The sequence below is a fragment of the Lysobacter sp. cf310 genome, assembly GCF_900114355.1.
Taxonomy (GTDB): Bacteria; Pseudomonadota; Gammaproteobacteria; order Xanthomonadales; family Xanthomonadaceae; genus Lysobacter.
In genome coordinates, this window is the sequence record NZ_FOSS01000001.1 from 102,972 (window position 1) to 127,025 (window position 24,054).

18 protein-coding genes and 1 pseudogene are annotated in these 24,054 nt (G+C 69.9%); 15 read left to right on the forward strand and 4 right to left on the reverse strand.

The features are described from left to right. Positions 1–106: 106 nt before the first annotated feature. The 4 genes from BMZ45_RS00465 to BMZ45_RS00480 all read right to left on the reverse strand — a co-directional run bounded on the left by BMZ45_RS00465 (position 107) and on the right by BMZ45_RS00480 (position 8,230). Entirely contained in the window at positions 107–3,322 is a 3,216-nt protein-coding gene (locus tag BMZ45_RS00465; protein WP_254776494.1) for an autotransporter domain-containing protein, read from the reverse strand. Positions 3,323–3,638: 316 nt separating this feature from the next. Then, positions 3,639–6,452 (reverse strand): TonB-dependent receptor, encoded by a 2,814-nt coding sequence (locus BMZ45_RS00470; protein WP_175488874.1) that lies wholly within the window; start codon positions 6,450–6,452, stop codon positions 3,639–3,641. Between the two features lie 141 nt (positions 6,453–6,593). After that, on the reverse strand, positions 6,594–7,616 hold the full coding sequence (locus tag BMZ45_RS00475) for a FecR family protein (protein WP_091631293.1): 1,023 nt from the start codon (positions 7,614–7,616) through the stop codon (positions 6,594–6,596). Beyond that, a complete protein-coding gene (locus BMZ45_RS00480) occupies positions 7,613–8,230 on the reverse strand; it encodes an RNA polymerase sigma factor (RefSeq protein ID WP_254776495.1) in 618 nt (205 codons plus the stop codon). Before BMZ45_RS00480 ends, BMZ45_RS00475 begins: the two co-directional genes overlap by 4 nt. Before the next feature lie 318 nt (positions 8,231–8,548). On the opposite strand from BMZ45_RS00480, the gene pyrH reads away from it, so the two are divergent. From pyrH to BMZ45_RS00555, 15 genes and pseudogenes are all read left to right on the forward strand, one after another. Next, a complete protein-coding gene (gene pyrH, locus BMZ45_RS00485; RefSeq protein WP_091631296.1) occupies positions 8,549–9,271 on the forward strand; it encodes a UMP kinase in 723 nt (240 codons plus the stop codon). Between the two features lie 101 nt (positions 9,272–9,372). Next, positions 9,373–9,744, forward strand: a complete 372-nt coding sequence (locus BMZ45_RS00490; protein WP_139215344.1) for a hypothetical protein — start codon at positions 9,373–9,375, stop codon at positions 9,742–9,744. Between the two features lie 50 nt (positions 9,745–9,794). Next, entirely contained in the window at positions 9,795–10,715 is a 921-nt protein-coding gene (locus BMZ45_RS00495) for a cation diffusion facilitator family transporter (RefSeq protein ID WP_091631299.1), read from the forward strand. 100 nt (positions 10,716–10,815) lie between these two features. Beyond that, entirely contained in the window at positions 10,816–11,373 is a 558-nt protein-coding gene (gene frr, locus BMZ45_RS00500; protein WP_091631301.1) for a ribosome recycling factor, read from the forward strand. Between the two features lie 204 nt (positions 11,374–11,577). After that, positions 11,578–12,351, forward strand: coding sequence for a polyprenyl diphosphate synthase (gene uppS / locus BMZ45_RS00505; RefSeq protein WP_091631302.1), 774 nt, complete (start codon positions 11,578–11,580; stop codon positions 12,349–12,351). Then, positions 12,348–13,199: a phosphatidate cytidylyltransferase gene (locus tag BMZ45_RS00510; RefSeq protein WP_091631304.1), complete on the forward strand. Its 852-nt coding sequence runs from the start codon at positions 12,348–12,350 to the stop codon at positions 13,197–13,199. The genes uppS and BMZ45_RS00510 overlap by 4 nt, the downstream gene beginning before the upstream one ends. Positions 13,200–13,201: 2 nt before the next feature. Continuing rightward, positions 13,202–14,368, forward strand: a complete 1,167-nt coding sequence (locus tag BMZ45_RS00515) for a 1-deoxy-D-xylulose-5-phosphate reductoisomerase (protein WP_091631305.1) — start codon at positions 13,202–13,204, stop codon at positions 14,366–14,368. Positions 14,369–14,400: 32 nt separating this feature from the next. Then, positions 14,401–15,762: an RIP metalloprotease RseP gene (gene rseP / locus BMZ45_RS00520; protein ID WP_091631307.1), complete on the forward strand. Its 1,362-nt coding sequence runs from the start codon at positions 14,401–14,403 to the stop codon at positions 15,760–15,762. Between the two features lie 95 nt (positions 15,763–15,857). Next, positions 15,858–18,323: an outer membrane protein assembly factor BamA gene (bamA, locus tag BMZ45_RS00525; protein WP_091633905.1), complete on the forward strand. Its 2,466-nt coding sequence runs from the start codon at positions 15,858–15,860 to the stop codon at positions 18,321–18,323. A gap of 25 nt (positions 18,324–18,348) precedes the next feature. Further along, positions 18,349–19,386 (forward strand): UDP-3-O-(3-hydroxymyristoyl)glucosamine N-acyltransferase, encoded by a 1,038-nt coding sequence (gene lpxD, locus BMZ45_RS00530; protein ID WP_091631308.1) that lies wholly within the window; start codon positions 18,349–18,351, stop codon positions 19,384–19,386. Beyond that, positions 19,383–19,838, forward strand: coding sequence for a 3-hydroxyacyl-ACP dehydratase FabZ (gene fabZ, locus BMZ45_RS00535; protein ID WP_091631310.1), 456 nt, complete (start codon positions 19,383–19,385; stop codon positions 19,836–19,838). Before lpxD ends, fabZ begins: the two co-directional genes overlap by 4 nt. An 8-nt stretch (positions 19,839–19,846) precedes the next feature. Beyond that, on the forward strand, positions 19,847–20,629 hold the full coding sequence (gene lpxA / locus BMZ45_RS00540; RefSeq protein WP_091631311.1) for an acyl-ACP--UDP-N-acetylglucosamine O-acyltransferase: 783 nt from the start codon (positions 19,847–19,849) through the stop codon (positions 20,627–20,629). A gap of 517 nt (positions 20,630–21,146) precedes the next feature. Next, positions 21,147–22,370 carry a lipid-A-disaccharide synthase gene (gene lpxB / locus BMZ45_RS00545; protein ID WP_091631313.1) on the forward strand — a complete coding sequence of 408 codons (1,224 nt, stop codon included), beginning with the start codon at positions 21,147–21,149 and terminating at the stop codon, positions 22,368–22,370. Further along, a pseudogene (rnhB, locus tag BMZ45_RS00550) lies at positions 22,363–22,977 on the forward strand (ribonuclease HII); the annotation flags it as partial. The gene lpxB and the pseudogene rnhB, both read left to right, overlap by 8 nt. 351 nt (positions 22,978–23,328) lie before the next feature. After that, a complete protein-coding gene (locus BMZ45_RS00555; protein ID WP_091631316.1) occupies positions 23,329–23,958 on the forward strand; it encodes a DUF1232 domain-containing protein in 630 nt (209 codons plus the stop codon). Positions 23,959–24,054: the final 96 nt, after the last annotated feature.

Sequence of the window (24,054 nt, forward strand, 5' to 3'; positions counted from 1 at the left end):
TGGGAGAGATCCCGATCTTGGCCACGCGCGGCCTCCCTGCCGCCCGGCGGTCCGTCGCCGCGGCGCGGCGGCCGCAGCCGCCGCGCTCGCTGCCGTCGTGCGACGGTCAGAACTGCAGGGAATAGCGCGCGTTCACCGCGTGATCGCGCGCTTCGTCGGCCCACTGGCCGCTGTAGCTGAGCTCGAGCAGGCCGTTGGCGCCCAGGCGCGCGGCCAGGCCGGCTTCGAACACCGTCGCGTCCTCGGCCAAGGGCGCGCCGTGGACGTCGAAGGCCGCGCCGTTGCGCCAGGCCACCGTGGCCGACGGGGTTTCGGCGCCGCCGGCATGGCGCCGACCGATGCCGCCGCGCAGGTTCAACCAGCTGCTGTCCTGTTGCGCGCCCTTGAGGCCGACGTTGAAGCGCAGGCCGAGGGTGGACAGGTCCAGGCGCTGGTCGGCGCTGGCGCCGCCGAGCGCGGCGACGCCGCCGCTTTCCTGGAAGCCGTCGCTGCCCACGCGCACGTGCGCGTACTGCGCATAGGGTTCCCATTCCCAGGCGCCGGTGGCGATGCGGTAGGCACCTTCGACGAAGACCTGACGGGTATCGCCGTCGTAGTCGGCGCGGGTGCGGTCGACCAGGCCCGGGAAGCTCACGTTGCGTTCGATCTCGATGTCGTGGCGCGCGTAGCTGGCGCCGGCGCGCAGGCCGAAACCGCCCCAGTGCTGGCCCAGGTACAGGCCCAGGTGACGCGAGCGCACCTCGGCGCGCGAACTGCGCGCGTCGAGCTTGGCGTCGCTGCGGCCGATGCCGCCGAGCACGCCCAGACGCCAGCCGTTGCCGAAGCGATAGTCGTAGCCGAGCAGGCTGGCATCGCCGTTGTAGCCCACTTCGCCGGCGTTGCCGTCGGCGTGCAGGGTGCCGCCGTTCTTCAGCAGTTGGATCCAGGCTGCGGATTCGGACTCGCCCTCGGCCGCCGCATCGAACGCGCCGCTGCCGGCCTGAGCGCGCGCCAGGGCGGCCTCGCGCACGTGCCGGCTGCTATCGACCAACACCGAACGCGTGCTCGCATGCAATTCGCCGCTGAGGTCGTCCAAGGCGTCCAAGGCCTGCGCCGGGAACAGCTGGGTCAACGGCTGCGGCAGCCCCTGGTTCATCGCCAGCGCATCGACCGCGCGCGCGGCCGAACGCTGGTTGTAGCTGTTGGCGGCGCTGGCGATGCTGGCGCCGCGCACCACGTCCACGGTGACCCGGTCGGCGCCGTAAGCCAGATCGAACTTCAGGAACGGCGAGAACGCGCTGTGGTCGATGGCGGCGAAGCGCCCGTCCACGCCGGAGCTCGCCGACAGGATGTTGTAGCGCTGGCCGAGCAGATAGGTGCCCGGGCCCTGAAACACGCGCACGGTGCCGCCCAACAGGGTCGCGCGGCCGTTGATCTGCAGCAGGTCCGATGCCGACGGCGCCGCCAGCTCGACCTGATAGGTGGAGCCCGCGGCCTGGGTGTAGTCGCCGTCGATGGTCAGGGTGCCGATCGAATTGCCCGGCGCGATCGTGCCTTCGACCCGGGTCGTCCCCAGGCGGCCGGTGCCGCCGAGCATGCCGCCCACGCCGATCACGGTGCTGCCGCCCTGCTGGGTGCCGTTGAACGCGACCTTGCCGCCGTTGACCTTGAACTCGACGTTGTCGAGCACGCCGCTGCTGGCGACCAAACCCCAACCGCCGTTCACGCTGAAGGCCAGATCGTGCAGCCCGCCTTCGATGCGGGCGACGCCGGAGGCGACGTTCAAGGCGCTGCGGTGCAGATCGCCGGTGAGCAGCAGATCGCCGCCGGCCACGTCGACCGCGCCGGACAGCTTGTTGCCGCCGGCCAGTTCCAGGCGGCCTTGCGCCACGGTCGCGCCGGCGAAGCTGTTGTCGCCGCTCAGGCGCAGCCAGCCGGCGCCGGACTTGGTCAGGCGGCCAGGGCCGGAGATGTCGTTGCTCCAATCGTCCCAGGCATCGCCTTCCCAGACTTTGGCGCCGCCCGCACGCTGGTTCATGACCACGTCGGTGTCGACGCGCAGTTGCCCCGGGCCGTCGATCGCCTTGCGCAGATCGATCAGGCCCCAACCGTAGAACTCGTCCACGCCGACGTCGCCCAGATCGGTGGCGGTGGTCAGCAGCACGTCGCGGATCTGCGGATTGTCCAGATACGGATACCGCTCCATCAGCAGGGCCAGCGCGCCGGTCACGTGCGGCGAGGCCATCGAGGTGCCGGTCTTGTAGCCGTACCAGTAGTCCGGACGGGTCGCGTCGATTTCCAGGTTGTAGGAACCGTCGGGATTCTGCTCGACGCGGCCGTCGATCTCACCTTCGATCACCGTCGACAGGATGTCGGTACCGGGCGCGGCCACGCACCAGTCCTTGCTCAGGCCGCAGATGCTGGAGCTGCCGTCGAGACTGAGGTTCTCGCCGACGTTGACCACGCTGAGCCAGTACTGTTCGATCTCCGGCGCGAAGCGCGGCAAGGTGGCGTAGGCGCCGGCGATGTTGCCGTAGTCGTTGCCGGCGGCCCAGACGTTGATCATGCCGGTGCGCAGTGCGGCGTCGGCGAACAGGCGGTAGTAATCGTGGTAGGTGTCGTACTCGAGATCCATGTCCTCGGGCGTGGTCGGCTCGGTGCCGTTGCCCCAGCTGTGATTGATCGCGCGCACGCCCTGCGCGGCCATCTGGTCGAACATGCTGTTGAGCGCGTCCTCGCCCGGGCCCTGGGTCAGGACCCGGCTCGGGTAGCCGTCGCCGTCGGCGTAGAACTCGTTGATGCGGTTGAAGAACAGCTTGGACGTGGTCAGGTTGGCGCCGGTGGCGACGCCGTGCGAGCCGTTGCCGTCGCGGTTGGCGACCATGGTGCCGGCGACGTGGGTGCCGTGGCTGTTGTACTCGATGAGCAGGCGCGTGCCTTCGCCGTCGAAGGACAGGTCCGGCGGCACGGTGTCGTTGATGTAATAGGCCTCGATCTGGGCGATCTCGCCGTCGGACAGGAAGCAGGCGTTGGGGCCGTTGATGGCGCTGCTGGCGACGCAACCGGGGTCGCTGATGCGGATGGCGCGATGGTCGCGGCCGCCGAACTCGGAATGCGCGAGCGCCGCGCCGCTGTCGAACACGCCCAGACGCACGCCGCGCCCGGTCAGGCCGCGCGCATACGCGTACTCGGCGCCGATCGCGCCCAGGCCCCAGTCGGCCTTGAACTCGTCGCTGCGCCAGCTGTCGGCATCGCCGATCACGCCGCCTTCCTGGTACGCGTCCTGCGCGAACGCGGGCGCGGCCGCGCCCAGCAACAGGCCGCACAGGATCGCGGCCGACAACGCCGAACGGGCGTGGCTGCGACGATGACGACGGGGTGTGGCTGTTGCGCTTGCACTGCTTTGCATGCTGCCGGTGCTCCTGTGGCGGCGCGATCGAATCGCGTGGGGATGGGGAGGGGTGCGCTGCGACGCGAGCCGCTCCCCTGATCGCCGGTGGATGCGGACCGTCGCCAACGCGACCCCTGACAGGAAATAACGCAAGCGCGCGCAGGCCCCCTACCCGCGCGCATCGCCGGCCCCGTGCCGTCTTACTTGTACTCAACGCAAAATGCGCGAAAAAGATGCCAACGCGTGCAGACGTTAGGCCTGCGAGACCTCAGAAGCGGTAGGCCGCGCTCAGCAGGAAGTAGCGGCCGCGCGGATCGTCGTAGGCGATGTCGTAACCGCCCTTGCTGACGTCGTAGTTGACCGGCGTGCGATCGCCGAGGTCGTGCACGTTGAGCGAGAAGCGCCAACGTTCGACGTTGTAGTCGAGATTGAGATCGAGCGTGGTCGAGCCCGGATTGCGGCAATGCTTCGCCAGCACGTTGCGCTTCGGGCAGTCCTGATCCGGCATGCCCACGCGCGACGAGCCGAGCATGCGCGCGTTCACGGTCGTGCTCCAGTTGCCGTAGGACCATTGCAGGCCCGCCAGCGCCGTGCGGTCCGGCGCGCCGTAGCCGGCGTAGTCCAGCGCCGGAGTCTCGGCATCGATGCGCCGCGACAATTGCTCGAGGTAGTTGCCGGCCATGCGCAGCGTGAAGCGTCCCCAACGCTGGGTTTGCAGACGGTACTCGGCGTCGAATTCCCAACCGCGCACGTGGGTCTCGCCGACATTGTCGTAATAGTCCTGCACGCCGACCAACTCGCCCTCGTCGTCGCGCTTGGCCGCGCGCGTCGACATCAGGTCGCCGGCCAGGCCGTTCACGGCCAGGATCTCGTTGCGGCGGCGGATGTCGAAATGGTCCAGGGCCAGGCTGAAGCTGGCATTCGGCGACCACACCAGGCCCAGGGTGTGGCTGCGCGAGGTTTCCGGCTTGAGGTTGGTGTTCTCGAACGCGCTGCGCGACACCAGGCATTGGGTTTCGCCGTTCGGGCCGACGATGGGATTGTCGCAAGGGCCGAAGCCCTGGGTCTCCTGCACCACCGCGGTCTGGTCGGCCACGTTCGGACGCCGCAACTCGTACAGCGAGGGCGCGCGATAACCGGTGGCCCAGGTGCCGCGGAAGGTCAAGGTATCCAGCGCGTTCCACTTCAGGCCCAGCTTGGGCGAGAGCTTATGGCGGTAGCGTTCGCGGTAGTCGGCGCGCAGCGCGAACTCGCCCTGCAGGCGCGAAGCCAGCGGCGCGCTGAGTTCGGCGTACAGCGCCGCGGTGATCTGGGTATCGTCGACGCGTACCTTGGGCGGGCTGAGCGCGACGTCGTGTTCGACCATGCGCGGGTCGGGACGGTTCTCCAGCGCGTCGCGGCCCAGCTCCAGCCCGGCGGCCACGCGCGTGCGTCCGGCCGGCAACTCGAACCAGGGGCCGTTGATGCCCAGCGTGCCCTGGTCCAGCTCGGCCTTGCCGCGCGCGGTCAGGCGCGGCGACAGGGCCGACAGCACGTCGCGGCGGTTGGTACGGTTGAAGCGGTAGCTCAGGTCGTTGGCCAACTCGTTGAACGCGCTCAGGCTGACCAGCCCGTCGATGCGGTTGACCACCGTGTTCTCGTGGTGCGCGTACGACGCGCTCCATTCCCAGTCGCCGCGATAGCGCTTGATGCCGGCGCTCAAATCCACGGTCTGGGCGACGCTGCGGGTGCGGATCTGACCGACGTCGTAGAACGCGTAGCGCAGGAAATTGATGTCGTCGGGAAACAGCGCGTCCGGATGCTCGCCGAACATGGTGACTTCGGCGTAGAAGGGCGCGCCGCGCAATTGCTGCGACACTTCGCCCAGGCGCAGGTCCGCATAGACCTCGGTATCGGCACCGATGGGCTGCCGCCAGTGGGCGTAGAACGAAGTGCGTTCGGCCTCGGGCTGCAGGCTCACATGCTTGGCCGTGTCCAGGTAGCACAGGCGCTGGGCGTCCTGATATTGGCGAGGACACGACGACCAGGTGATGTCGGTGCTGTAGTCGTGGTACCCCAGACCTATGCGCCAGTCGCCGAGGCCGTCGCCGCTGCGGTCCATGGTCCGCCACGAGCGCTGCGCGCCGGACAGGCCGTCCTGCTGGAAGTAGTCGGCGCTGAGGAACAGGTTGCCGCCGCGCTTGAGGTCGACGCCGGAGCTGACCGAGATGCGGCGCTGCTTGGCGTCGTTGCGGTCGGACACGCCCAGGCGCGCGATCACTTCCGAGCCCTGCTGGTCCTTCTTCAGGATGATGTTGACCACGCCGGCCATGGCGTCGGCGCCGTAGATCGCCGAGGCGCCGCCGCGGATGATCTCGATGCGTTCGACGATGCTCAGCGGGATCCCGTCCAGATCGGTCAGGCCGCCCAGGTCGGCCGAGATCAGGCCGTAGTTGGCGATGCGCTGGCCGTCGACCAGGAACAGGGTGGCGCGCGGGCCCAGGGCATTGAGGCTGGTGGTGGCGGCGGCCGCGAACGGCTGCTGATAGGGCTGGCCGCCCTCGGCGGCCACCGCGACCGGATGGTGGCCGACCATGCCGGGCTGGAAGCGCAGCAGCTCGAACAGGGTCTGGTGGCCGCTGGCCTCGATCTCCTCGCGGCCGATCAGGGTCATGGGCGAGACCGGCACCGATTCCAGGTCGCTGCGCGGAATATGGCTGCCGGTGACGTGGACCGTGCCCAGGTTGGTGGGCTCTTCGATGCGCGGCGGCGGCGGCGGCACGGGACGCGGCGGCTTGGGCTTGGCCACGGCCGGCGCCGGCGGCGCGAGCTGGAGCAGGAAGGTGTCGTCGTTGACCCGGACCGCGCGCAGGCCGCTGCCCTGCAACAGGCGCTCCAGCGCCTGCGCCGGCGCCAGCTCGGCGCGCAGGCCGGCGCTGCGCTTGCGCGCGACCAGGGCCGGGGCGTAGAGGATCTGGACCCGGCTCTGAGTGGCCAGGGACTGCAAGGCGTCGTCCAGCGCGCCGGGCCGGATCGCGAAACGAGTGAGCGCCGAAGGCGCGGCCGCAGCGGTCTGCGTGCCCTGCGCTGCCAGGCACAACAAGAACGCACTCGAGATGGCTAACGTGTGCCTAACTTTGGCCATTCATCCGGTGCGTCTATCCCCCCAACCGACCACCATACGGAAGCCCGAGTAGGCCTGCAACGCGACGCCACTATTGGTTGCACAACCTCTGAACCGATCTCACTGGCGCGCGGTCTGCAGCAGGATCTCGTGCTCGCCCACGCGCCGCGCCTGCAACGCCCAGCCGCGTTCCAGCGCCGCCAGCAGCGCGTCCTGGTCGTCGATGTGGAATACGCCGCTGACCTTGAGCGCGCCCAGCGCCGGCTGCTCCAGCCGCAGTTGGGTCTTGGAATAGCGGTTCATCTCGTCCAGCAGTTGGTCCAGGCGCCGGTTCTTGAACACCAGGTCGCCGCGCGGCCAGGCCTGGGCCACGGCCAGATCCAGCGGCCGCTTGGGCGCCAGGGTGCCGCCGCCTTCGATGCGGACCTGCTCGCCCGGGGCCAGGGTGCTGGTGACGCGGGCGCCACCGGCGCCGCCGACCGCCACTTCGACCTCGCCCTCGATCAGGCCGACGTCGACCGCGCTGCCGTCGCGACTGACCTGGAAGGTGGTGCCGATGTCGCGGATGGTGCCGCCGCCGGCCCGGACCAGGAATGGGCGCGGACCGCGGCGCTGGCCGCTGTCGCGACCGACCTCGAACTGGACCCGGCCCTGGGCGACCTCGACGGTGCGGCTGTCGCGGTCGAAACGGGCGGTCACCGCGCTGTGGGTGTCCAGCAGCAAGGTGGTGCCGTCGCTGAGGGCGATGGTGCGCTGCTCGCCGATCGCGGTGACGTAGCGCTCGACCTGCGCCGGCGGCGCGCGCTGGATCCAGGCCGCCACGCCGATCGCGACGGCCAGGGTGGCGGCGATCGCCGCGCCGGGGGCCAGCCAGGGGTGGAAGCGGCGGCGGGTCGCGGCGCTGTCGCGGCGGGCCGCGCGCGCGGCCGCGCGCAGCAGATCGTCGTCGCCGAGCTGGGCCGAGAGCAGATGGATTTGCTCGACCTCGCGGTAGTCGCGGGCGTTGGCCGGCGACTGCGCCAGCCAGCGCTCGAACGCCTCGCGGTCGTGGGCGTCGCTGTCGGGCGCATTCAGACGCGCTACCCAGGCCTCGGCCTGGTCCTGATCGTCGTACCGGTTGGAATTCGCGCTAGCCGTATTCATGCGCCACCTGTCGTGTCTGACAGATTTTCTCGCAAACGCAAGCGCAGCAGGACCAGCGCACGGCCGATATGTTTCTCCACAGCCTTGACGGAGATCCCACAATGGCGCGCGATCTCGGTATAGCTCATGCCTTCGATGCGGTTGAGCAGGTAGACCTGCCGGCACTTGGTCGGCAGCCGCAGGATCGCCTCACGCACGCGCGCCAGCTCCTGTTGGTTGGCCACGCGCTGGTCGTGGGCGAGATCCGCCGACGGCAGGCCGTGGAAATGCTGATCGAAGCTCACGTGCGCGGACGCGTGCTGGCTCTGCTGGCGACGGCCGCGGTCGTTGAGCTCGTTCATCGCGATCCGGTACATCAGCAGCTTGAGCTGTTCGGCCGGCTGGCCGCGGTAGCGCATCAGCCGGACCAGGCTTTCCTGGGCGATGTCCTTGGCGTCTTCCTCGCCGGTGCGCTTGCACAGGAAGCGGATCAGGGCGTCGCGGTGCTCGAGCACGAAGCGCTCGAAGCCGTCGTCGCCGCGCGGATAGGCCTCCGGACGGCCGGGCGCGGGGCGGTCCGGCAGCGGCGGATCCGGGTAGACGTCCATCTGGGCCTGGTGCACGGGGCGGGCCAAGGCCTAAACCACCGTAGCCGCGCGTCGGGGGCGCGGCCGACAGCGGCCTGCGGCACCGGTGGCTGCGCTGGAAACCTGATCGTTCATCGGCACCTGGCCCCTGTTGCGGGTTGCTTGGTAGCGCCGGAGGGGCCGCGCGGGGCGGCGAACCGGCATGCGCTAGCTTTGTAACATGGAATCCGCTATGTCAAAGGCTGGCGCCAGGCTATGCGCAAGCCGGCGTAGCGCGACGCCGATCGCAATCCGGCAAACCGGCCCGGCTCGTGGAACCCGCCCCACTCGGCTAGAATCGCTGGGTTTGCTCACCCGGAGGTCCCTATGTCCCAGCTCGCCTGTCGCCGTGTCCTGCTCAAGTTGTCCGGCGAGGCGCTGATGGGGGACGAGGACTACGGCATCGACCCCAAGGTGATCGGCCGGCTCGCGCGCGAGGTGGTCGAGGCCCAGCACGCCGGGGCGGAGGTAGCCCTGGTGATCGGCGGCGGCAACATCTTCCGCGGCGCCGGCCTGGCCGCCGGCGGCATGGACCGGGTCACCGGCGACCAGATGGGCATGCTGGCCACCGTCATCAACGCCCTGGCCATGCAGGACGCGCTGGAGAAGCTCGGCGCCAAGGCCCGGGTGATGAGCGCGATCAAGATCAACGACGTCTGCGAGGATTACATCCGCCGGCGCGCGATCCGCCATCTGGAAAAGGGCCGCCTGGTGATCTTCGCCGCCGGCACCGGCAACCCCTTCTTCACCACCGACTCGGGCGCCGCGCTGCGCGCGATCGAGATCGGCGCCGACCTGCTGCTGAAGGCGACCAAGGTCGACGGCGTGTACGACAAGGACCCCAAGAAGCACAACGACGCGGTCCGCTACGACAAGCTCAGCTACGACCAGGTGATCGCGCGCGATCTGCAGGTGATGGATACGGCCGCGTTCGCGCTGTGCCGCGACAGCGACCTGCCGCTGCGCATCTTCGACATGAGCCAGCCCGGCGTGCTGCTGCGGATTCTGCGCGGCGAGAATATCGGTACGTTGGTGCAGGGGCGCGGCTGAAGGCTTAGAGCGAATTCCCCTCCCCTTTTCCAGATCGGGGAGGACCGGCCCGGCCGCGGATCTGACGCGGATGATGCAGGGCGCGGCTAGATCCTTTGCGGGTGACCCGCCTGATCGGCAAGGAGTACCGCATGGGCACGTTGCAAGAAGCGAATCTGGCGGGCGCACCAGACCATAAGGTGCTCGATGCGCCTTATAGCTACAACATTGTGGAACTCCGCTACATCGCCGCGACGGCGCCGTACGGAACACTGGATCTGACCCTGGAAAAGGATGGCGTCAGGCTGGTACTGCGCTTCATCGACGTACACGAGCTCCAAACCGACCCCGGCTTTCCGTACGCCGGCATGGGGCTGGAAATCCTGGACATATCCGGATTCGGCTGGGAGCACGCCAGGATCCGCGTCGGAGGTTTCGACGGTGAACCCGGCATCCGATTCTGGGCCCGCGACGTGCATCGGCTAGAGGGCTAAAACCCCTGCTGTAATAGTGTCCCCGCCCGCGCCGTGACAGCATTGCGGCCATGCACTCGCACAGCCACGATCACGCCGCGAACGGCACCCGCGCGTTCGCCTTCATCACCCTGATCAACCTCGCCTACACGGCGATCGAGGCCGGTTACGGCTTCGCCACCAATTCGCTGGCGCTGCTGTCCGACGCCCTGCACAACCTCGGCGACGTGCTCGGCCTGGGCCTGGCTTGGGGCGCGGCGGTGCTGGCCAAGCGCGCGCCCACCGACCGCCACACCTACGGCTGGCGCCGCGCCACCCTGCTGTCGCCGCTGGCCAACGCCTTGCTGCTGGTCGCGTTCTCCGGCGCCCTGGCCTGGGAGGCGATCCGCCGCTTCAACGCGCCGCCCGAGATTCCGGCCCTACCGGTGATGGTGGTCGCCGCGCTGGGCATCGTGGTCAACCTGGGCGCGGCCTGGTTCGTGCGCGACGGCCACGCCCAGGACCTCAACCGCCGCGGCGCCTTCCTGCACCTGGTCGCCGACGCGGCGGTGTCGCTGGCCGCGGTGCTGGCCGGCGTGGGCATGTGGTGGCTGGGCTGGGCCTGGCTGGATCCGGCGATCGCGCTGCTGATCGGCGTGGTGGTCGCGGTCGGCGCGTTCGGCTTGCTGCGCGAAAGCTTCAACGCGGCCATGGACGCGGTGCCGCGCGGCATCGACCAGGCCCAGGTGGCGGCGTTCCTGGCGCAGCAACCGGGGGTGACCGCGGTGCACCATCTGCATATCTGGTCGCTGGGCGCGGGCGAAATCGCGATGACCGCGCACCTGGTGCGTCCCGACGACGCCGACCACGACGCCTTCATCGACCGCCTCAACCACGAGCTCGACCACCTCTACGGCATCAACCATCCGACCCTGCAGGTCGAACACGGGCGCGCCTGCGAGCACGATCGCCACGACCGCGCGCCGCACGGCGAACACTCGCACGAGCATTGAGGCCGGGCCCGCGCCGGGCCCCCGCGACCGCCACGGGCCGCAAAAGCGGCCCGGGCCTATATAATCCCGCGATTACCGTTCATAAGGACCGGAGCCGGCGATGCTCAACGACATCAAGAAAGACGCCCAGACCCGCATGGCCAAAAGCGTCGAAGCGTTTCGCCACGACCTCACCCGGGTCCGCACCGGCCGCGCCTCGACCGCGCTGGTGGACCACCTGAAGGTCAATTACTACGGCTCCGACATGCCGCTGTCGCAGGTCGCCAGCGTCGCCATCTCCGACGCGCGCACGCTGATGATCACGCCCTGGGAAAAGCAGATGGTCGGCCCGGTCGAGAAAGCGATCCTGGCCTCCGACCTGGGCCTGACCCCGAACACCGCCGGCACCGTGATCCGCATCAACCTGCCCGCCCTCACCGAGGAGCGCCGCAAGGAGCTGAGCAAGCACGTGCACAGCGAGGGCGAGAACGCCAAGGTCGCGATCCGCAACATCCGCCGCGACGCCAACCACCAGGTCAAGGAACTGCTGAAAGACAAGCAGATCACCGAGGACGAGGCCGGCCGCAGCGAAACCGAGATCCAGAAGATCACCGACAGCGCGATCAAGGACGTGGACGAGGTGATCAAGGCCAAGGAACAGGAACTGATGGCGGTCTGAGCCCGTGCCGGCCGCGCAAGCCCGCCTGCATGCGGCCACGCTCCAGGCGGGCGCGATCCGGCCGGCATCGAACTTTCGCCGGCGCCGCCGGTCCGCTACTGACCTGCTCGGGCAGGCCCGGCCCGCCGGGTCCGCGACGGCGCACCGCGCCGCCGCCCCGAACCCGCTTACTTGAACCCGCACCCAGGTCCCGCCGCCGGCTCCATGCCTTCCGATCCCGCCCACGCCGCGCCGCGCGTCCCGCGCCACCTCGCCGTCATCATGGACGGCAACGGCCGTTGGGCCGAGCGTCGCCGCCGCCCGCGCATGATCGGCCACCGCGCCGGCGCGCGCGCGGTCGACGTCTGCATCGATTTCTGCATCGCGCGCGGGATCCGCGCCCTCACCCTGTTCGCCTTCTCCAGCGAGAACTGGGGCCGGCCCGAGGACGAGGTCGGCGCCCTGATGAAGCTGTTCCTCAACGCCCTGGAACGCGAGGTCGACGAGCTCGACCGGCGCGGCGTGCGGGTGCGCTTCATCGGCGAGCGCGAGCGCTTCGCCGCGCCGATCCGCGAGCGCATGGCCGCGGCCGAGCGCCAGACCCTCGCCAACGACGTCCTGCACCTGACCGTGGCCGCCAGCTACGGCGGGCGCTGGGACATCGCCCAGGCCGCGCGTTCGCTGGCCCAGGACGTGGCCGCCGGCCGGCTGGCGCCGGAGGACATCGACGAGGCCGCCCTGGGCGCGCGCATGGCCCTGGCCGAGCTGCCGGCGCCGGACCTGTTCATCCGCACCGGCGGCGACACCCGGATCAGCAATTTCCTGCTCTGGCAGCTGGCCTACACCGAATTGTGGTTCACCGATGCGTTGTGGCCGGAACTGGATGCGGCCACACTCCAGCGCGCCCTGGACGACTTCGCCGGCCGGGAACGCCGCTACGGCCTGACCGGCGCGCAGATCGCCGCGCGCACCCACGACACCGACGAGACCGCTGAATGACCCGAACCCGCCTGCTCGCCGCGTTGGTGATGGCCCCGATCGCGATCGCGGCGATCCTGCTGTTGCCCACCCCCTGGGTGATGGCGCTGGCCGCGGTGCTGTTCCTGATCGGGCTGTGGGAGTGGTTCGACCTGGCCGAAATCGAAGACACCCTGTCGCGCACCGTGCTGCTGGCGGCCAACCTGGCGCTGATGGTGGCGATCGTCTGGGCCTCGCGCTCGGGCGCGCCCGAGATCGCCGGCGTGCCGTCGATGGTGCTGTTCAAGATCGCCTCGCTGGTCGGCGTGATCTGGTGGCTGCTGGCCCTGCTTTGGCTGCAGCGTTATCAATTCGCGAGCAATCACGAGTCCTATGCGCGCGCGTTCAAGCTCGCCGCCGGCGCGCTGAGCGTGATCCCGGCCTGGTGCGCGCTGGCCTGGATCCACGCCGGCCAGCCCAACGGCCACCGCTGGCTGCTGACCGCCTTGGCGATCGTGTGGGCCGCCGACAGCGGCGCCTATTTCGCCGGGCGCAAGTTCGGCCGCTTGAAGCTGGCGCCGCGGGTCAGCCCCAACAAGACCGTCGAAGGCCTGGTCGGCGGCGTGCTCGCCGGCGTCGCGGTCGGCATCGCCTTCGCCAGCTTCGCCGGCGCCCAACCCGGCCAACTGCCGGCGGTGGCCCTGGTCGCGTTCGTGGCGGTACTGTTCTCGGTGGTCGGCGACCTGTTCGAGAGCCTGCTCAAGCGCCATGCCGGGGTCAAGGATTCCGGTCATCTCATCCCCGGCCACGGCGGCATCCTCGATCGCGTCGACGGCGTGCTCGCGGCGCTGCCGGTTTTCGCGCTCGGCAAGGCCGTGCTGGACTTCTGAACATGCAGCACATCGCCGTCCTCGGCGCGACCGGTTCCATCGGCACTTCGGCCCTGGACGTGATCGCGCGCCATCCCGAGCGCCTGCGCGCGAGCGTGCTCGCGGCCGGCGGCCGGGTCGAACAATTGCTGGCGCTGTGCGAGCGCCACCGCCCCGCGCACGCGGTGATCGCCGATGCGGCCTGCTATCCGGCGCTGCGCGACGGTCTGCGCGCGCGCGGCCTGGACACCCAGGCGCACTGCGGCGACGAAGCCCTGGTCGCGCTGGTCTCCGGCGACGCCTGCGACACCGTGGTCGCGGCCATCGTCGGCGCGGCCGGCCTGGATTCCACGCTCGCCGCGGCGCGCGCCGGCAAGCGCCTGCTGCTGGCCAACAAGGAATCGCTGGTGCTGGCCGGCGAGCTGCTGATGCGCGCCGCGCACGAGGCCGGCACCACCATCGTGCCGATCGACAGCGAGCACAACGCGATCTTCCAATGCCTGCCCGACGCGCACGCGCACGCCGGGCTCGCGCGCATCCTGCTCACCGCCTCGGGCGGCCCGTTCCGCGGCCGCGATCGCGCGTCCCTGGCCGAGGTCACGCCGGAACAGGCGGTCGCGCATCCGAAGTGGTCGATGGGCCCGAAGATCTCGGTCGACTCGGCCACGCTGATGAACAAGGGCCTGGAAGTGATCGAGGCCCACCACCTGTTCGGCGTGTCCGGCGAGCGCATCCAGGTGCTGGTGCATCCGCAGAGCCTGGTCCATTCGCTGGTCGAATTCGTCGACGGCTCGACCCTGGCCCAGCTCGGCCTGCCCGACATGCGCACCGCGCTGGCGGTGGGCTTCGGCTGGCCGGAGCGGATCGCCTCGGGCGTGGCCGGACTGGACCTGCTGGCGCAGGGGCGGCTGGATTTCGAAGCGCCGGACCTGGACGCCTTCCCCTGCCTGGGCCTGGCCTTCGCGGCCCTGAGCGCGGGCGGCACCGCCCCGGCGGTGTTGAACGCCGCCAACGAAGTGGCGGTTTCAGCGTTTCTTCAGCGGCGTATCGGTTTCCTAGCGATACCGGCGCTGGTCGAGGATACCCTCGCCGCGCTCCCCTCCACCCCGGCGACCTCGCTGGCGGTCCTGCGCGATGCCGATGCGCAGGCGCGCCGGTACGCCGCGCAAGCCATCGATGACAAGGCGTAGCGCATGGGCCTGACCCCAAGAGTGGAACTCCCATGAGCGAATTCATCGGCTCGGTCTGGTGGCTGCTGGTCAGCCTGGGCGTGCTCGTGACCTTCCACGAGTTCGGCCATTACTGGGTCGCGCGCCGCAGCGGGGTCAAGGTGCTGCGCTTCTCGGTCGGCTTCGGCAAGCCGCTGTGGATGCGCCGCAACCGCGACGGCACCGAGTTCGCGATCGCCGCGATTCCGTTGGGCGGCTACGTCAAGATGCTCGACGAGCGCGAGGGCGACGTCGATCCGGCCGAGGTCGCGCAGGCCTTCAATCGGCAGAGCGTGTTCAAGCGCATCGCGATCGTGGCCGCCGGCCCGATCGCCAACCTGATCCTGTGCGTGGCGCTGTTCTGGCTGATGTTCGTGATCGGCCGCCCCGACTTCGCGCCCGCGGTCGGCAAGGTCGAGGGCCTGGCCGCGCAGTCGGGCCTGAGCCGCGGCGACATCATCGTCGCGGTCGGCGACCGCGCCACCCCCACCACCAGCGAAGCCGCCCTGGCCCTGCTGTCGGCGGCGCTGGACCGCAGCGACGTGCCGGTGCAGGTGCGCGGCGAGGACGGCCGCGAGGCCACCCGCACCCTGCGCCTGTCCAAGCTGCCGGCCGATATCGACGAACGCCAGTTGCTCAACCACACCGGCCTGATCTGGCGCCATCAGCTGACGCCGGCGGTGATCGGCCGCGTGCTGCCCGATCGTCCGGCCTGGGGCGTGCTCGCCGAAGGCGACCGCGTGACCGCGATCGACGGCGAACCGGTCGCCTCCTGGGGCGACATCGGCGGCCTGGTCGACGCGCTGGGCAAGCGCGGCGGCGAGGCCATGATCGAAGTGCAGCGCGGCGGCGACCGCCTGGCGTTCCCGCTGACCCCGCTGCAGACCAAGAATCCCGAAACCGGCAAGCAGCAATGGCTGCTGGGCCTGGAAGTGGCCAAGGGCGAGCCGCAACCCGATGCGGTGCTGCGCTACGGCCCGATCGACGCCATCCCCGCCGCGTTCCGCGAAATGGGCCGTCAGACCCAGGACATGGTGGCGATGATCGGACGTGCGTTCAGCGGCCGTCTATCGGTGCAGAACACCGTCGCCGGCCCGATCACCATCGCCCGAGCCGCCAACGACCATGCCCAGCACGGTCCGGCGTGGTACCTGCAGATGCTGGCCCTGCTGTCGCTGAGCCTGGGAATCCTGAACCTGCTCCCGATCCCGATCTTGGACGGCGGTCACCTGCTGTATTACCTTATCGAGCTGGTCAAGGGCAGCCCGGTCAGCGAGCGCGTTATGGCCGCCGGCCAGTATGTCGGCCTGGCGTTGATCGTCAGCCTGATGGGTTTGGCGTTCTACAACGACATCGTGAACAACCTGGTGCGCTGATGCCGGCCCTGCCTATCGACCCGATGCCTCGATCGCTCGAAGCCTCGAACCGGCGCCCCGTTACGGGCGTCAACGAACCCCAACCGGACGTAATGATGACGCGAACCCCTCCTCGCCGCATGCTCGCCCTCGCCCTCGCCTCGGCGCTGACCTCGGCCGCGGCAGCTCCAGCGTTGGCGCAGTCGGCCGACCCGTTCGCGCTACCCGGCGCGCCGGCCCCGGCGCCGGGTTCGTTCACCGTCAGCGACATCCGCGTCGACGGCCTGCAGCGCATCTCCGCCGGTACGGTGTTCACCTACCTGCCGATCGAGCGCGGCGACACCATGGACGGCGCCAAGGCCGGCGACGCGATCCGCGCGCTGTACAAGACCGGCTTCTTCGAGGACGTGCAGATCGGCCGTCAGGGCACCATCGTCGTGGTCACCGTGACCGAGCGTCCGGCGATCAACAAGCTGACCCTGACCGGCAACAAGGACATCAAGAGCGAAGACCTGCTGCGCGGCCTGAAGGAAGCCGGCCTGGCCGAAGGCGACACCTTCGACCGCCTGGCCCTGGACAAGGTCACCCAGGAGCTCACCAAGCAGTACAACAACCGCGGCAAGTACAACGTCGAGATCACCCCGACGGTGGCGCGCCTGGACCGCAACCGCGTCGACCTGACCATCACGGTCAAGGAAGGCAAGGCCGCCAAGATCCGCCACATCAATCTGGTCGGCAACGAGAAGTTCGCCCAGGAAGACATCGTCGGCGGTTGGGAGTCGCGCGAGCACAACTGGCTCAGCTGGTACCGCCGCGACGACCAGTACTCGCGCGAGAAGCTCTCGGGCGACCTCGAGAAGCTCAACAACTATTACCTCGATCGCGGCTACGTCGACTTCAACATCGAGTCGACCCAGGTCGCGATCAGCCCCGACCGCCAGGACATGTTCATCACCGCCGGCGTCAACGAGGGCGAGCAGTACAAGGTCACCAAGGTCGAGGTCACCGGCGACACCGTGCTGCCGAAGGACCAGATCGAGCGCCTGGTGATCGTCAAGCCCGACCAGATCTTCTCGCGCCGCCTGCTCGAGATCAGCTCCGACGCGATCGTGGCCACCCTCGGCAACGTCGGTTACGCGTTCGCGCAGGTCAATCCGATTCCGGACGTGGACCGCGAAGGCAAGACCGTGGCCATCAACATGCAGGTCGTGCCGGGCCCGCGCGTCAACGTGCGCCGCGTGGTGTTCAAGGGCAACACCCGCACCGCCGACGAAGTGATGCGCCGCGAAATGCGCCAGTTCGAAGGCAGCTGGTACTCGCAGGCCGCGATCGACCGTTCCAAGATCCGTCTGCAGGGCCTGGGCTACTTCGAGACCGTCGACGTCGAGACCCAGCCGGTGCAGGGCAGCAACGATCAGGTCGACGTGGTCTACAACGTCAAGGAAACCACCTCGGGCAGCTTCGTGTTCGGCCTGGGCTTCTCCCAGCTGACCGGCCTGACCACGCAGATCCAGCTGTCGCAGGCCAACTTCCTGGGCAGCGGCAACCGCGTGTCCGTGCAGGCCAGCCGCAACGACTACCTGCAGCGTTACGACTTCTCGTACACCAACCCCTACTTCACCGACGACGGCATGTCGCTGGGCTACAACCTGTGGTGGCGCGAGTTCGACAACTCCGACTACAACACCGCCCAGTACTCCACCACCAGCGGCGCGGCGCAGGTCGTGCTGGGCCTGCCGATCACCGAGACCGACACCGTCTCGGCAATGTTCGGCATCGACAGCAACGAGATCCTGACCACGCGCGGCGGCACCGCCTTCAGCCTGGTCGACTACATCGATGCGCTGGGCACGCGCACCTTCCACGCCTGGCGCGCGGAGTTCGGCTGGTCGCGCAACTCGCTGGACAATCTGCTGACCCCGACCCGCGGCCTGCAGCAGCGCGTCTGGCTGGAAATGACCCTGCCCGGCTCGACCGTCGAGTACTACAAGCTCAACTACAACATCTCCAAGTTCTGGCCGATCTCGCGCCACTTCGTGCTCAACACCCGCGCCGAACTCGGCTACGGCGACAGCTACGGCGACGCGGTCACGCGGGTGATCCCGGATCCGGACGGCGCCGGTCCGCTGACCGGCCGCACGGTCACCGCCGACGGCCTGCCGTTCTTCGAGAACTTCTACGCCGGCGGCGTGCGCTCGGTGCGCGGCTTCACCGACAACACCCTGGGCCCGCGCGAAGGCGCGACGCCGGGCAGCACCTTCACCCAGCCCATCGGCGGCTCGTTCAAGACCGTCGGCTCGCTGGAAATGTACTTCCCGACCCTGCTGGACACGCCGCAGGCGCGCGTCTCGGCCTTCATCGACGTCGGCAACGTCTACAAGAACTACGACGAATTCGACGCCGGCGACCTGCGCGCGTCCACCGGCATCTCGCTGATGTGGCGTTCGCCGATGGGCCCGATCTCGATCAGCTACGCCTTCCCGCTGCGCAAGGAGGACGCTGTGTTCAACGCCTCCGGACAGAAGATCAAGGAAGGCGACGAGCTCGAGCGCCTGCAGTTCACCTTCGGCGGCACGTTCTGACGGCGGCGGTCGCGCCCGGCGCCCCGTGTTGACGCCCGATTACACCGCCCGCGAACTGGCCGAGCGTTTCGCGCTCGGCCTGCGCGGCGACGGCGAGGCGCGCGTGCGCGGCGTCGGCACGCTGGCGCGCGCGCGCGCCGACCAGCTCGCGTTCCTGGCCAATCCCAAGTACCGCGGCCAGCTCGCCGACAGCGACGCCGGCGTGGTGGTGATGCGCGAGGACGACGCGCAGGGCTACGCCGGCACCGCCCTGATCGCGCGCGATCCCTACGTCGCCTTCGCCCACCTGGCCGCGCTGTTCGAGCCGCGCCCGCTGCGCGAGGCCGGCATTCACCCTTCCGCCGCGATCGACCCCAGCGCCCAGATCGCCGACGACGCCCACATCGGCGCCTTCGTCAGCATCGGCGCGCGCAGCCGCATCGAATCCGGCGCCAGCCTCGGTCCCGGTTGCGTGATCGGCGACGACTGCGTGGTCGGCGCCGGCAGCGAACTGGTCGCGCGGGTCACCCTGGTCACCCGCGTGCGCCTGGGCCGGCGCGTCCTGGTGCACCCCGGCGCGGTGCTCGGCGCCGACGGCTTCGGCCTGGCCTTCGAGCGCCTGCCCGACAGCGAGCCGCACTGGATCAAGGTGCCGCAGCTGGGCGGCGTGTCGGTCGGCGACGATTGCGAAATCGGCGCCAACACCACCATCGATCGCGGCGCGATCGAGGACACCGTGCTCGAAGACGACGTCCGCCTCGACAACCAGATCCAGATCGGCCACAACGTCCATATCGGCGCCCACAGCGCCATGGCCGGCTGCTCGGCCGTGGCCGGCAGCGCCCGCATCGGCCGCTACTGCATGATCGGCGGCGCCGCCGGCGTGCTGGGCCACCTGGAGATCTGCGACCGGGTCACGGTCACCGCCATGAGCCTGGTGACCAGCTCGATTCGCGAGCCCGGCGAGTATTCCTCGGGCACCCCGTTGATGGACAATCGCAGCTGGCGTAAGAACGCCGCCCGCTTCAAGCAGCTCGACGCGCTCGCACGGCGGGTGGCGGCTGCCGACAAGGAACCGAAATGAGCCAACCCGTGCAACTCCCGATCGACGTGCCCGCGATCCAGCACCTGCTGCCGCACCGCTACCCCTTCCTGCTGGTCGACCGCGTGGTCGAGTTCGAGCCGCACAAGCGCGTGCTGGCCTACAAGAACGTGACCGCGAACGAACCCTTCTTCAACGGCCACTTCCCCGGTCACCCGGTGATGCCGGGCGTGCTGGTGGTCGAGGCCCTGGCCCAGGCCGGCGGCATCCTGACCCAGCTGTCGACCCAGTCCAGCGCCGACGGGCGCCTGTTCTACCTGGTCAAGATCGACGGCGCCAAGTTCGTCAAGATGGTCGTCCCCGGCGACCGCCTGGAACTGGACGTGACCGTCAAGCGCGTGATCCGCAACGTCGCCATCTACACCGGCATCGCCCGCGTCGACGGCGAGCAGGTCGCCTGCGCCGAAATCGTCTGCGCCGAGTCCAAGGCCTGAGCGTACGCATGAGCGATCTGATCCACTCCAGCGCGGTGATCGAGCCGGGCGCCAAGCTCGGCGCCGGCGTGCGCGTGGGCGCCTTCAGCTACATCGGCGACGAGGTCGAGATCGGCGACGGCACCGAAATTGGGCCGCATTGCGTGATCCGCGGCCCGACCCGGATCGGCCGCGACAACCGCTTCATCGGCCAGTGCGCGATCGGCGGCGAACCGCAGGACAAGAAGTTCGCCGGCGAGCGCACCGAACTGGTGATCGGCGACCGCAACACCTTCCGCGAGTTCGTCACCGTCAACCGCGGCACCGGCAACGGCGGCGGCACCACCCGCATCGGCGACGACAACTGGCTGCTGGCCTACGTCCACGTCGCCCACGACTGCGCGGTCGGCAACCAGTGCGTGTTCTCCAACAACGCGACCCTGGCCGGCCACGTCGAGGTCGGCGATCACGTGATCCTGAGCGGCTTCGCCGGCATCCATCAGTTCTGCCGCATCGGCGCGCATGCCTTCATAGGCATGGGCGCCTTCGTCAACGGCGACGTGCCGCCGTTCGTGATGGTGGCGCAGGACGGCTACGGCCGCCCGCGCGGCATCAACAGCGAAGGCCTCAAGCGCCGCGGTTTCGACGCCGAACGCATCGCCGCGATCAAGCGCGCCTACCGCGCCCTGTACATGTCCGGCACCTCGCTGGAAGAAGCGCGCGGCAAGCTGATCGCCCTGGCCGGCGACAGCGACGACGTGCGCGCGCTGCTGGCCTTCATCGACGCCGGCGAGCGCCCGCTGCTGCGCTGAGGCTGTCGCGGCGCTCGCACGGCGGCCGCGGCCGCTCTGGATGTCACAACGGTCGGCCACGCGCTGGCCTGGATCGCTTGCGACGTCGCACCGATAGCGGCTCCAAGCTGCCGCCGCTCTACTCGATTCGTCATGCCCGCCAAAGCGGGCTCGGCTCCACGTCGGCGTAGCCGCCCATCCCGTGACGCGGCCCTACCGGCACGTCATGCGGCCGAACGAAGGCGCAGGCCATGCAAGCCCAACCTCCGTCCGCGACCGACGCGCCCGCACACGCCCGTCACCCAACGCCCTTTCCGGCCGCTAGCCACCGCATCGCCCGCGCCCATCGCCCCGTGAGCCGCCACCGCCTCGAACCGGACCGCCATCACGCGCTTTGGCAGGATGTGACCCAAGAGGACGACGATGGCCGCGCGGCAGGGCACAATGCCGGCAGCTCAGCCCCCGAGCCGACGCCCGCAGCGCGCGACCCGTTCGACCGCGCGACCTGCGAGCACGAAACTGGAGCGCCACTCGCCCGATGAACGCCACCGCCCCCGCCGCCGTCATCGACGACATCTTCCCGGCCCCGCCGCCGCCCGCGCTGCGCATCGCCCTGGTCGCGGGCGAGGCTTCGGGCGACCTGCTGGGCGCCGGACTGATCGCCGAACTCAAGCGCCGTCACCCGGGTGCGCTGTTCGTCGGCATCGGCGGCGAGCAGATGCAGGCCGCCGGCCTGGACGCCTGGTACGACGCCTCCGAATTGGCGGTGATGGGCCTGGTCGAAGTGCTCAAGCATCTGCCGCGGCTGCTGCGCCTGCGCAGCGAGCTGCGCAAGCGCGTGCTGGACTGGAAACCCGACGTGTTCATCGGCATCGACGCGCCGGATTTCAATCTGGGCGTGGAGCGCTGGCTCAAGCAGCGCGGGGTGAAGACCGTGCACTACGTGAGTCCCTCGGTCTGGGCCTGGCGCGAGAAACGCGCGGAAAAGATCGGGCAGTCGGCCGATCGCGTGCTGTGCCTGTTTCCGATGGAGCCGGCGATCTACGAACGCCACGGCGTCGATGCGCGCTTCGTCGGCCACCCGCTGGCCGATGAGATGCCCCTGCACCCCGATCGCGACGACGCCCGCATGTGCCTGGGCCTGGACGACGAGGCGCCGGTGCTGGCGCTGCTGCCGGGTTCGCGGGTCGGCGAGGTCGAACGCCTCAGCGGCGACTTCCTGGCCGCCGCGGCGCGTCTGCGCGCGGCCGAACCACGCTTGAGCATCGTCGCGCCGATGGCCAACGCGCAGGCGCGTGCCGCATTCGAGCGCGTGCTGGCCGCGCACCCCGACGCGGCGGTCCTGCGCCCCGCGTTGCACGTCACCGACGGCGGCGCGCGCACGGTGATGACGGCCTGCGACGTGGTCCTGCTGGCCTCCGGCACCGCCACCCTGGAGGCGATGCTGGCCAAGCGCCCGATGGTGGTCGCCTACAAGATCGCGCCGCTGACCTACACCCTGGTCAAGACCTTCGGCCTGCTCAAGACCGACACCTATTCGCTGCCCAACGTGCTCGCCGGCGAGCGCGTGGTGCCGGAACTGATGCAGGCCGACTGCACGCCCGAGAAACTGGCCGAGGCCACGCTCGCGCTGCTGCGCGACCGCGAGCGCGCGAGCGCGCTGCCGGCGCGTTTCGAACAGATCCACCTCAGCCTGCGTCGCGACGCCTCCGCACGCGCCGCCGACGCGGTCGCCGATCTGCTGCCGACCGGCCATGGCTAAGGCCGGCGGCCAACTCGCGCTCGACCTGAGCCTGGCCCGCGGCGCCCAGCGCATCGCCGGCGTCGACGAGGCCGGGCGCGGCCCGCTCGCCGGCCCGGTGGTGGTGGCCGCGGTGGTGCTGGGCCCGGGACGCACGCCGGTCAACGGCCTGGACGATTCCAAGCAGCTCAGCGCCGAGCGCCGCGAAGCGCTGTACGCGCGCATCGTCGAACGCGCGCTGGCCTGGAGCGTGGTCTACGTCGAGGTCGAGGAAATCGACCGCATCAACATCTTCCAGGCCACCATGGCCGGCATGCGGCGCGCGGTCGAAGCGGTCGCGCACGCAGCGGAACTGGCGCGCATCGACGGCAACGCCCTGCCGCGCGGCCTGCCCTGCCCGGCCGAGGCCCTGATCGGCGGCGACGCGCGCGATCGCGCGATCATGGCCGCCTCGATCCTGGCCAAGGTCTCGCGCGACCGCCACATGCGCGAGCTGCATGCGCAGTGGCCGCAATACGGTTTCGACGAACACAAGGGCTACGGCACGCCCGCGCACCTGGCCGCGCTGGCCACGCACGGCCCCTGCCCGCAGCACCGCCGCAGCTTCGCGCCGGTGCGCGCGGCGCTGGTGACCGACGTGCCCTGAGCCCTGCCGAACGCCTGCGCCGGCAGCGACAGCCAATCGCCTCCCTTCGCCCGGCCCGCGGGCACCGCCCGCGGGCGTTCGGTCGCACCCGAACCCGCGGTTCGTAAACGCGCGCCGTCACCCTTTGCGCAAGGGAAAGACCAGCGCGCGAGCGCGTGTGAAGACCGCCTGTCGGCTGAACAGGCTGGACCTGTCCTACGTCACGGCGACTTTCCGCAGGCGCGCCCATGCTGAGCAACCACGCATGCTGCCGCGGCATCCCTAAGGATGAGGGTCGACGCACACCGGCCGTGCCCGACGCCCCGCCCCCATGGCCGGAACCGGAGGTGCTCCATGCGCATGCCCCATCCGACCCCGACCCCGCAGCCCCTGCCGTTCGAGTCCGACACCGCCCCGGTGGTGTCGCTGGAACCGGCCATGGCGGTCACGCCGGCGGCGATCGCCGCCTTCGACGCCCTGGTCCACGAACTCCATCCCGATGCCGCGCGCGTCGACGCCACCCGCCTGCAGCGCCTGGCCGTATGGCTGAGCGCGATGCCGAAGGAAGCAGCGCGCGCGGTGGTCGATCAACGCCTGCAGCGTCTGCAGGAGCTGCGCGCCATGCTGGCCGATCCCGACTGGGACTGCGCGCCGGCGGTACGCGCGCGCCTGGACAAGCTGCTGGCCTATGTCGACAACGGCGACGACCTGATCCCGGACCGGATCCCGCTGCTGGGCCTGCTCGACGACGTGCTGCTGATCGAACTGGCCTGGCCCGCCTTCGCCGAGGAGGCCGAGGACTACCGCGACTTCTGCGCCTACCGCGAGGTCCGCCACCCGGACGCCAACGGCGCCGAATTGCGCGCGTCCTGGGTGCGCGAGCGCCTGGACGAGATCGCCCTGCTGCAACAGCGCGTGCGCATCCACGAACACCACTACGCACCGGCCTTCCATGCCGCGCAGTCGCCGTTCCGGGTGACCTGAAGCGGACGCGTTCGAGCCGGCCCGGGGCGCTCGAACGCACACGAAAGCGCGGCGATCGGCGCGCAACGGCGCCGATTCGCGCGCTCCCGCGCGGGC

Coding starts and splice junctions, on each gene's coding strand:
- BMZ45_RS00475 (WP_091631293.1), bottom strand. CDS start 7,616: ATGAATACGGCTAGCGCGAATTCCAACCGGTACGACGATCAGGACCAG.
- pyrH (WP_091631296.1), top strand. CDS start 8,549: ATGTCCCAGCTCGCCTGTCGCCGTGTCCTGCTCAAGTTGTCCGGCGAG.
- BMZ45_RS00495 (WP_091631299.1), top strand. CDS start 9,795: ATGCACTCGCACAGCCACGATCACGCCGCGAACGGCACCCGCGCGTTC.
- frr (WP_091631301.1), top strand. CDS start 10,816: ATGCTCAACGACATCAAGAAAGACGCCCAGACCCGCATGGCCAAAAGC.
- uppS (WP_091631302.1), top strand. CDS start 11,578: ATGCCTTCCGATCCCGCCCACGCCGCGCCGCGCGTCCCGCGCCACCTC.
- BMZ45_RS00510 (WP_091631304.1), top strand. CDS start 12,348: ATGACCCGAACCCGCCTGCTCGCCGCGTTGGTGATGGCCCCGATCGCG.
- BMZ45_RS00515 (WP_091631305.1), top strand. CDS start 13,202: ATGCAGCACATCGCCGTCCTCGGCGCGACCGGTTCCATCGGCACTTCG.
- rseP (WP_091631307.1), top strand. CDS start 14,401: ATGAGCGAATTCATCGGCTCGGTCTGGTGGCTGCTGGTCAGCCTGGGC.
- bamA (WP_091633905.1), top strand. CDS start 15,858: ATGACGCGAACCCCTCCTCGCCGCATGCTCGCCCTCGCCCTCGCCTCG.
- fabZ (WP_091631310.1), top strand. CDS start 19,383: ATGAGCCAACCCGTGCAACTCCCGATCGACGTGCCCGCGATCCAGCAC.
- lpxA (WP_091631311.1), top strand. CDS start 19,847: ATGAGCGATCTGATCCACTCCAGCGCGGTGATCGAGCCGGGCGCCAAG.
- lpxB (WP_091631313.1), top strand. CDS start 21,147: ATGAACGCCACCGCCCCCGCCGCCGTCATCGACGACATCTTCCCGGCC.
- BMZ45_RS00555 (WP_091631316.1), top strand. CDS start 23,329: ATGCGCATGCCCCATCCGACCCCGACCCCGCAGCCCCTGCCGTTCGAG.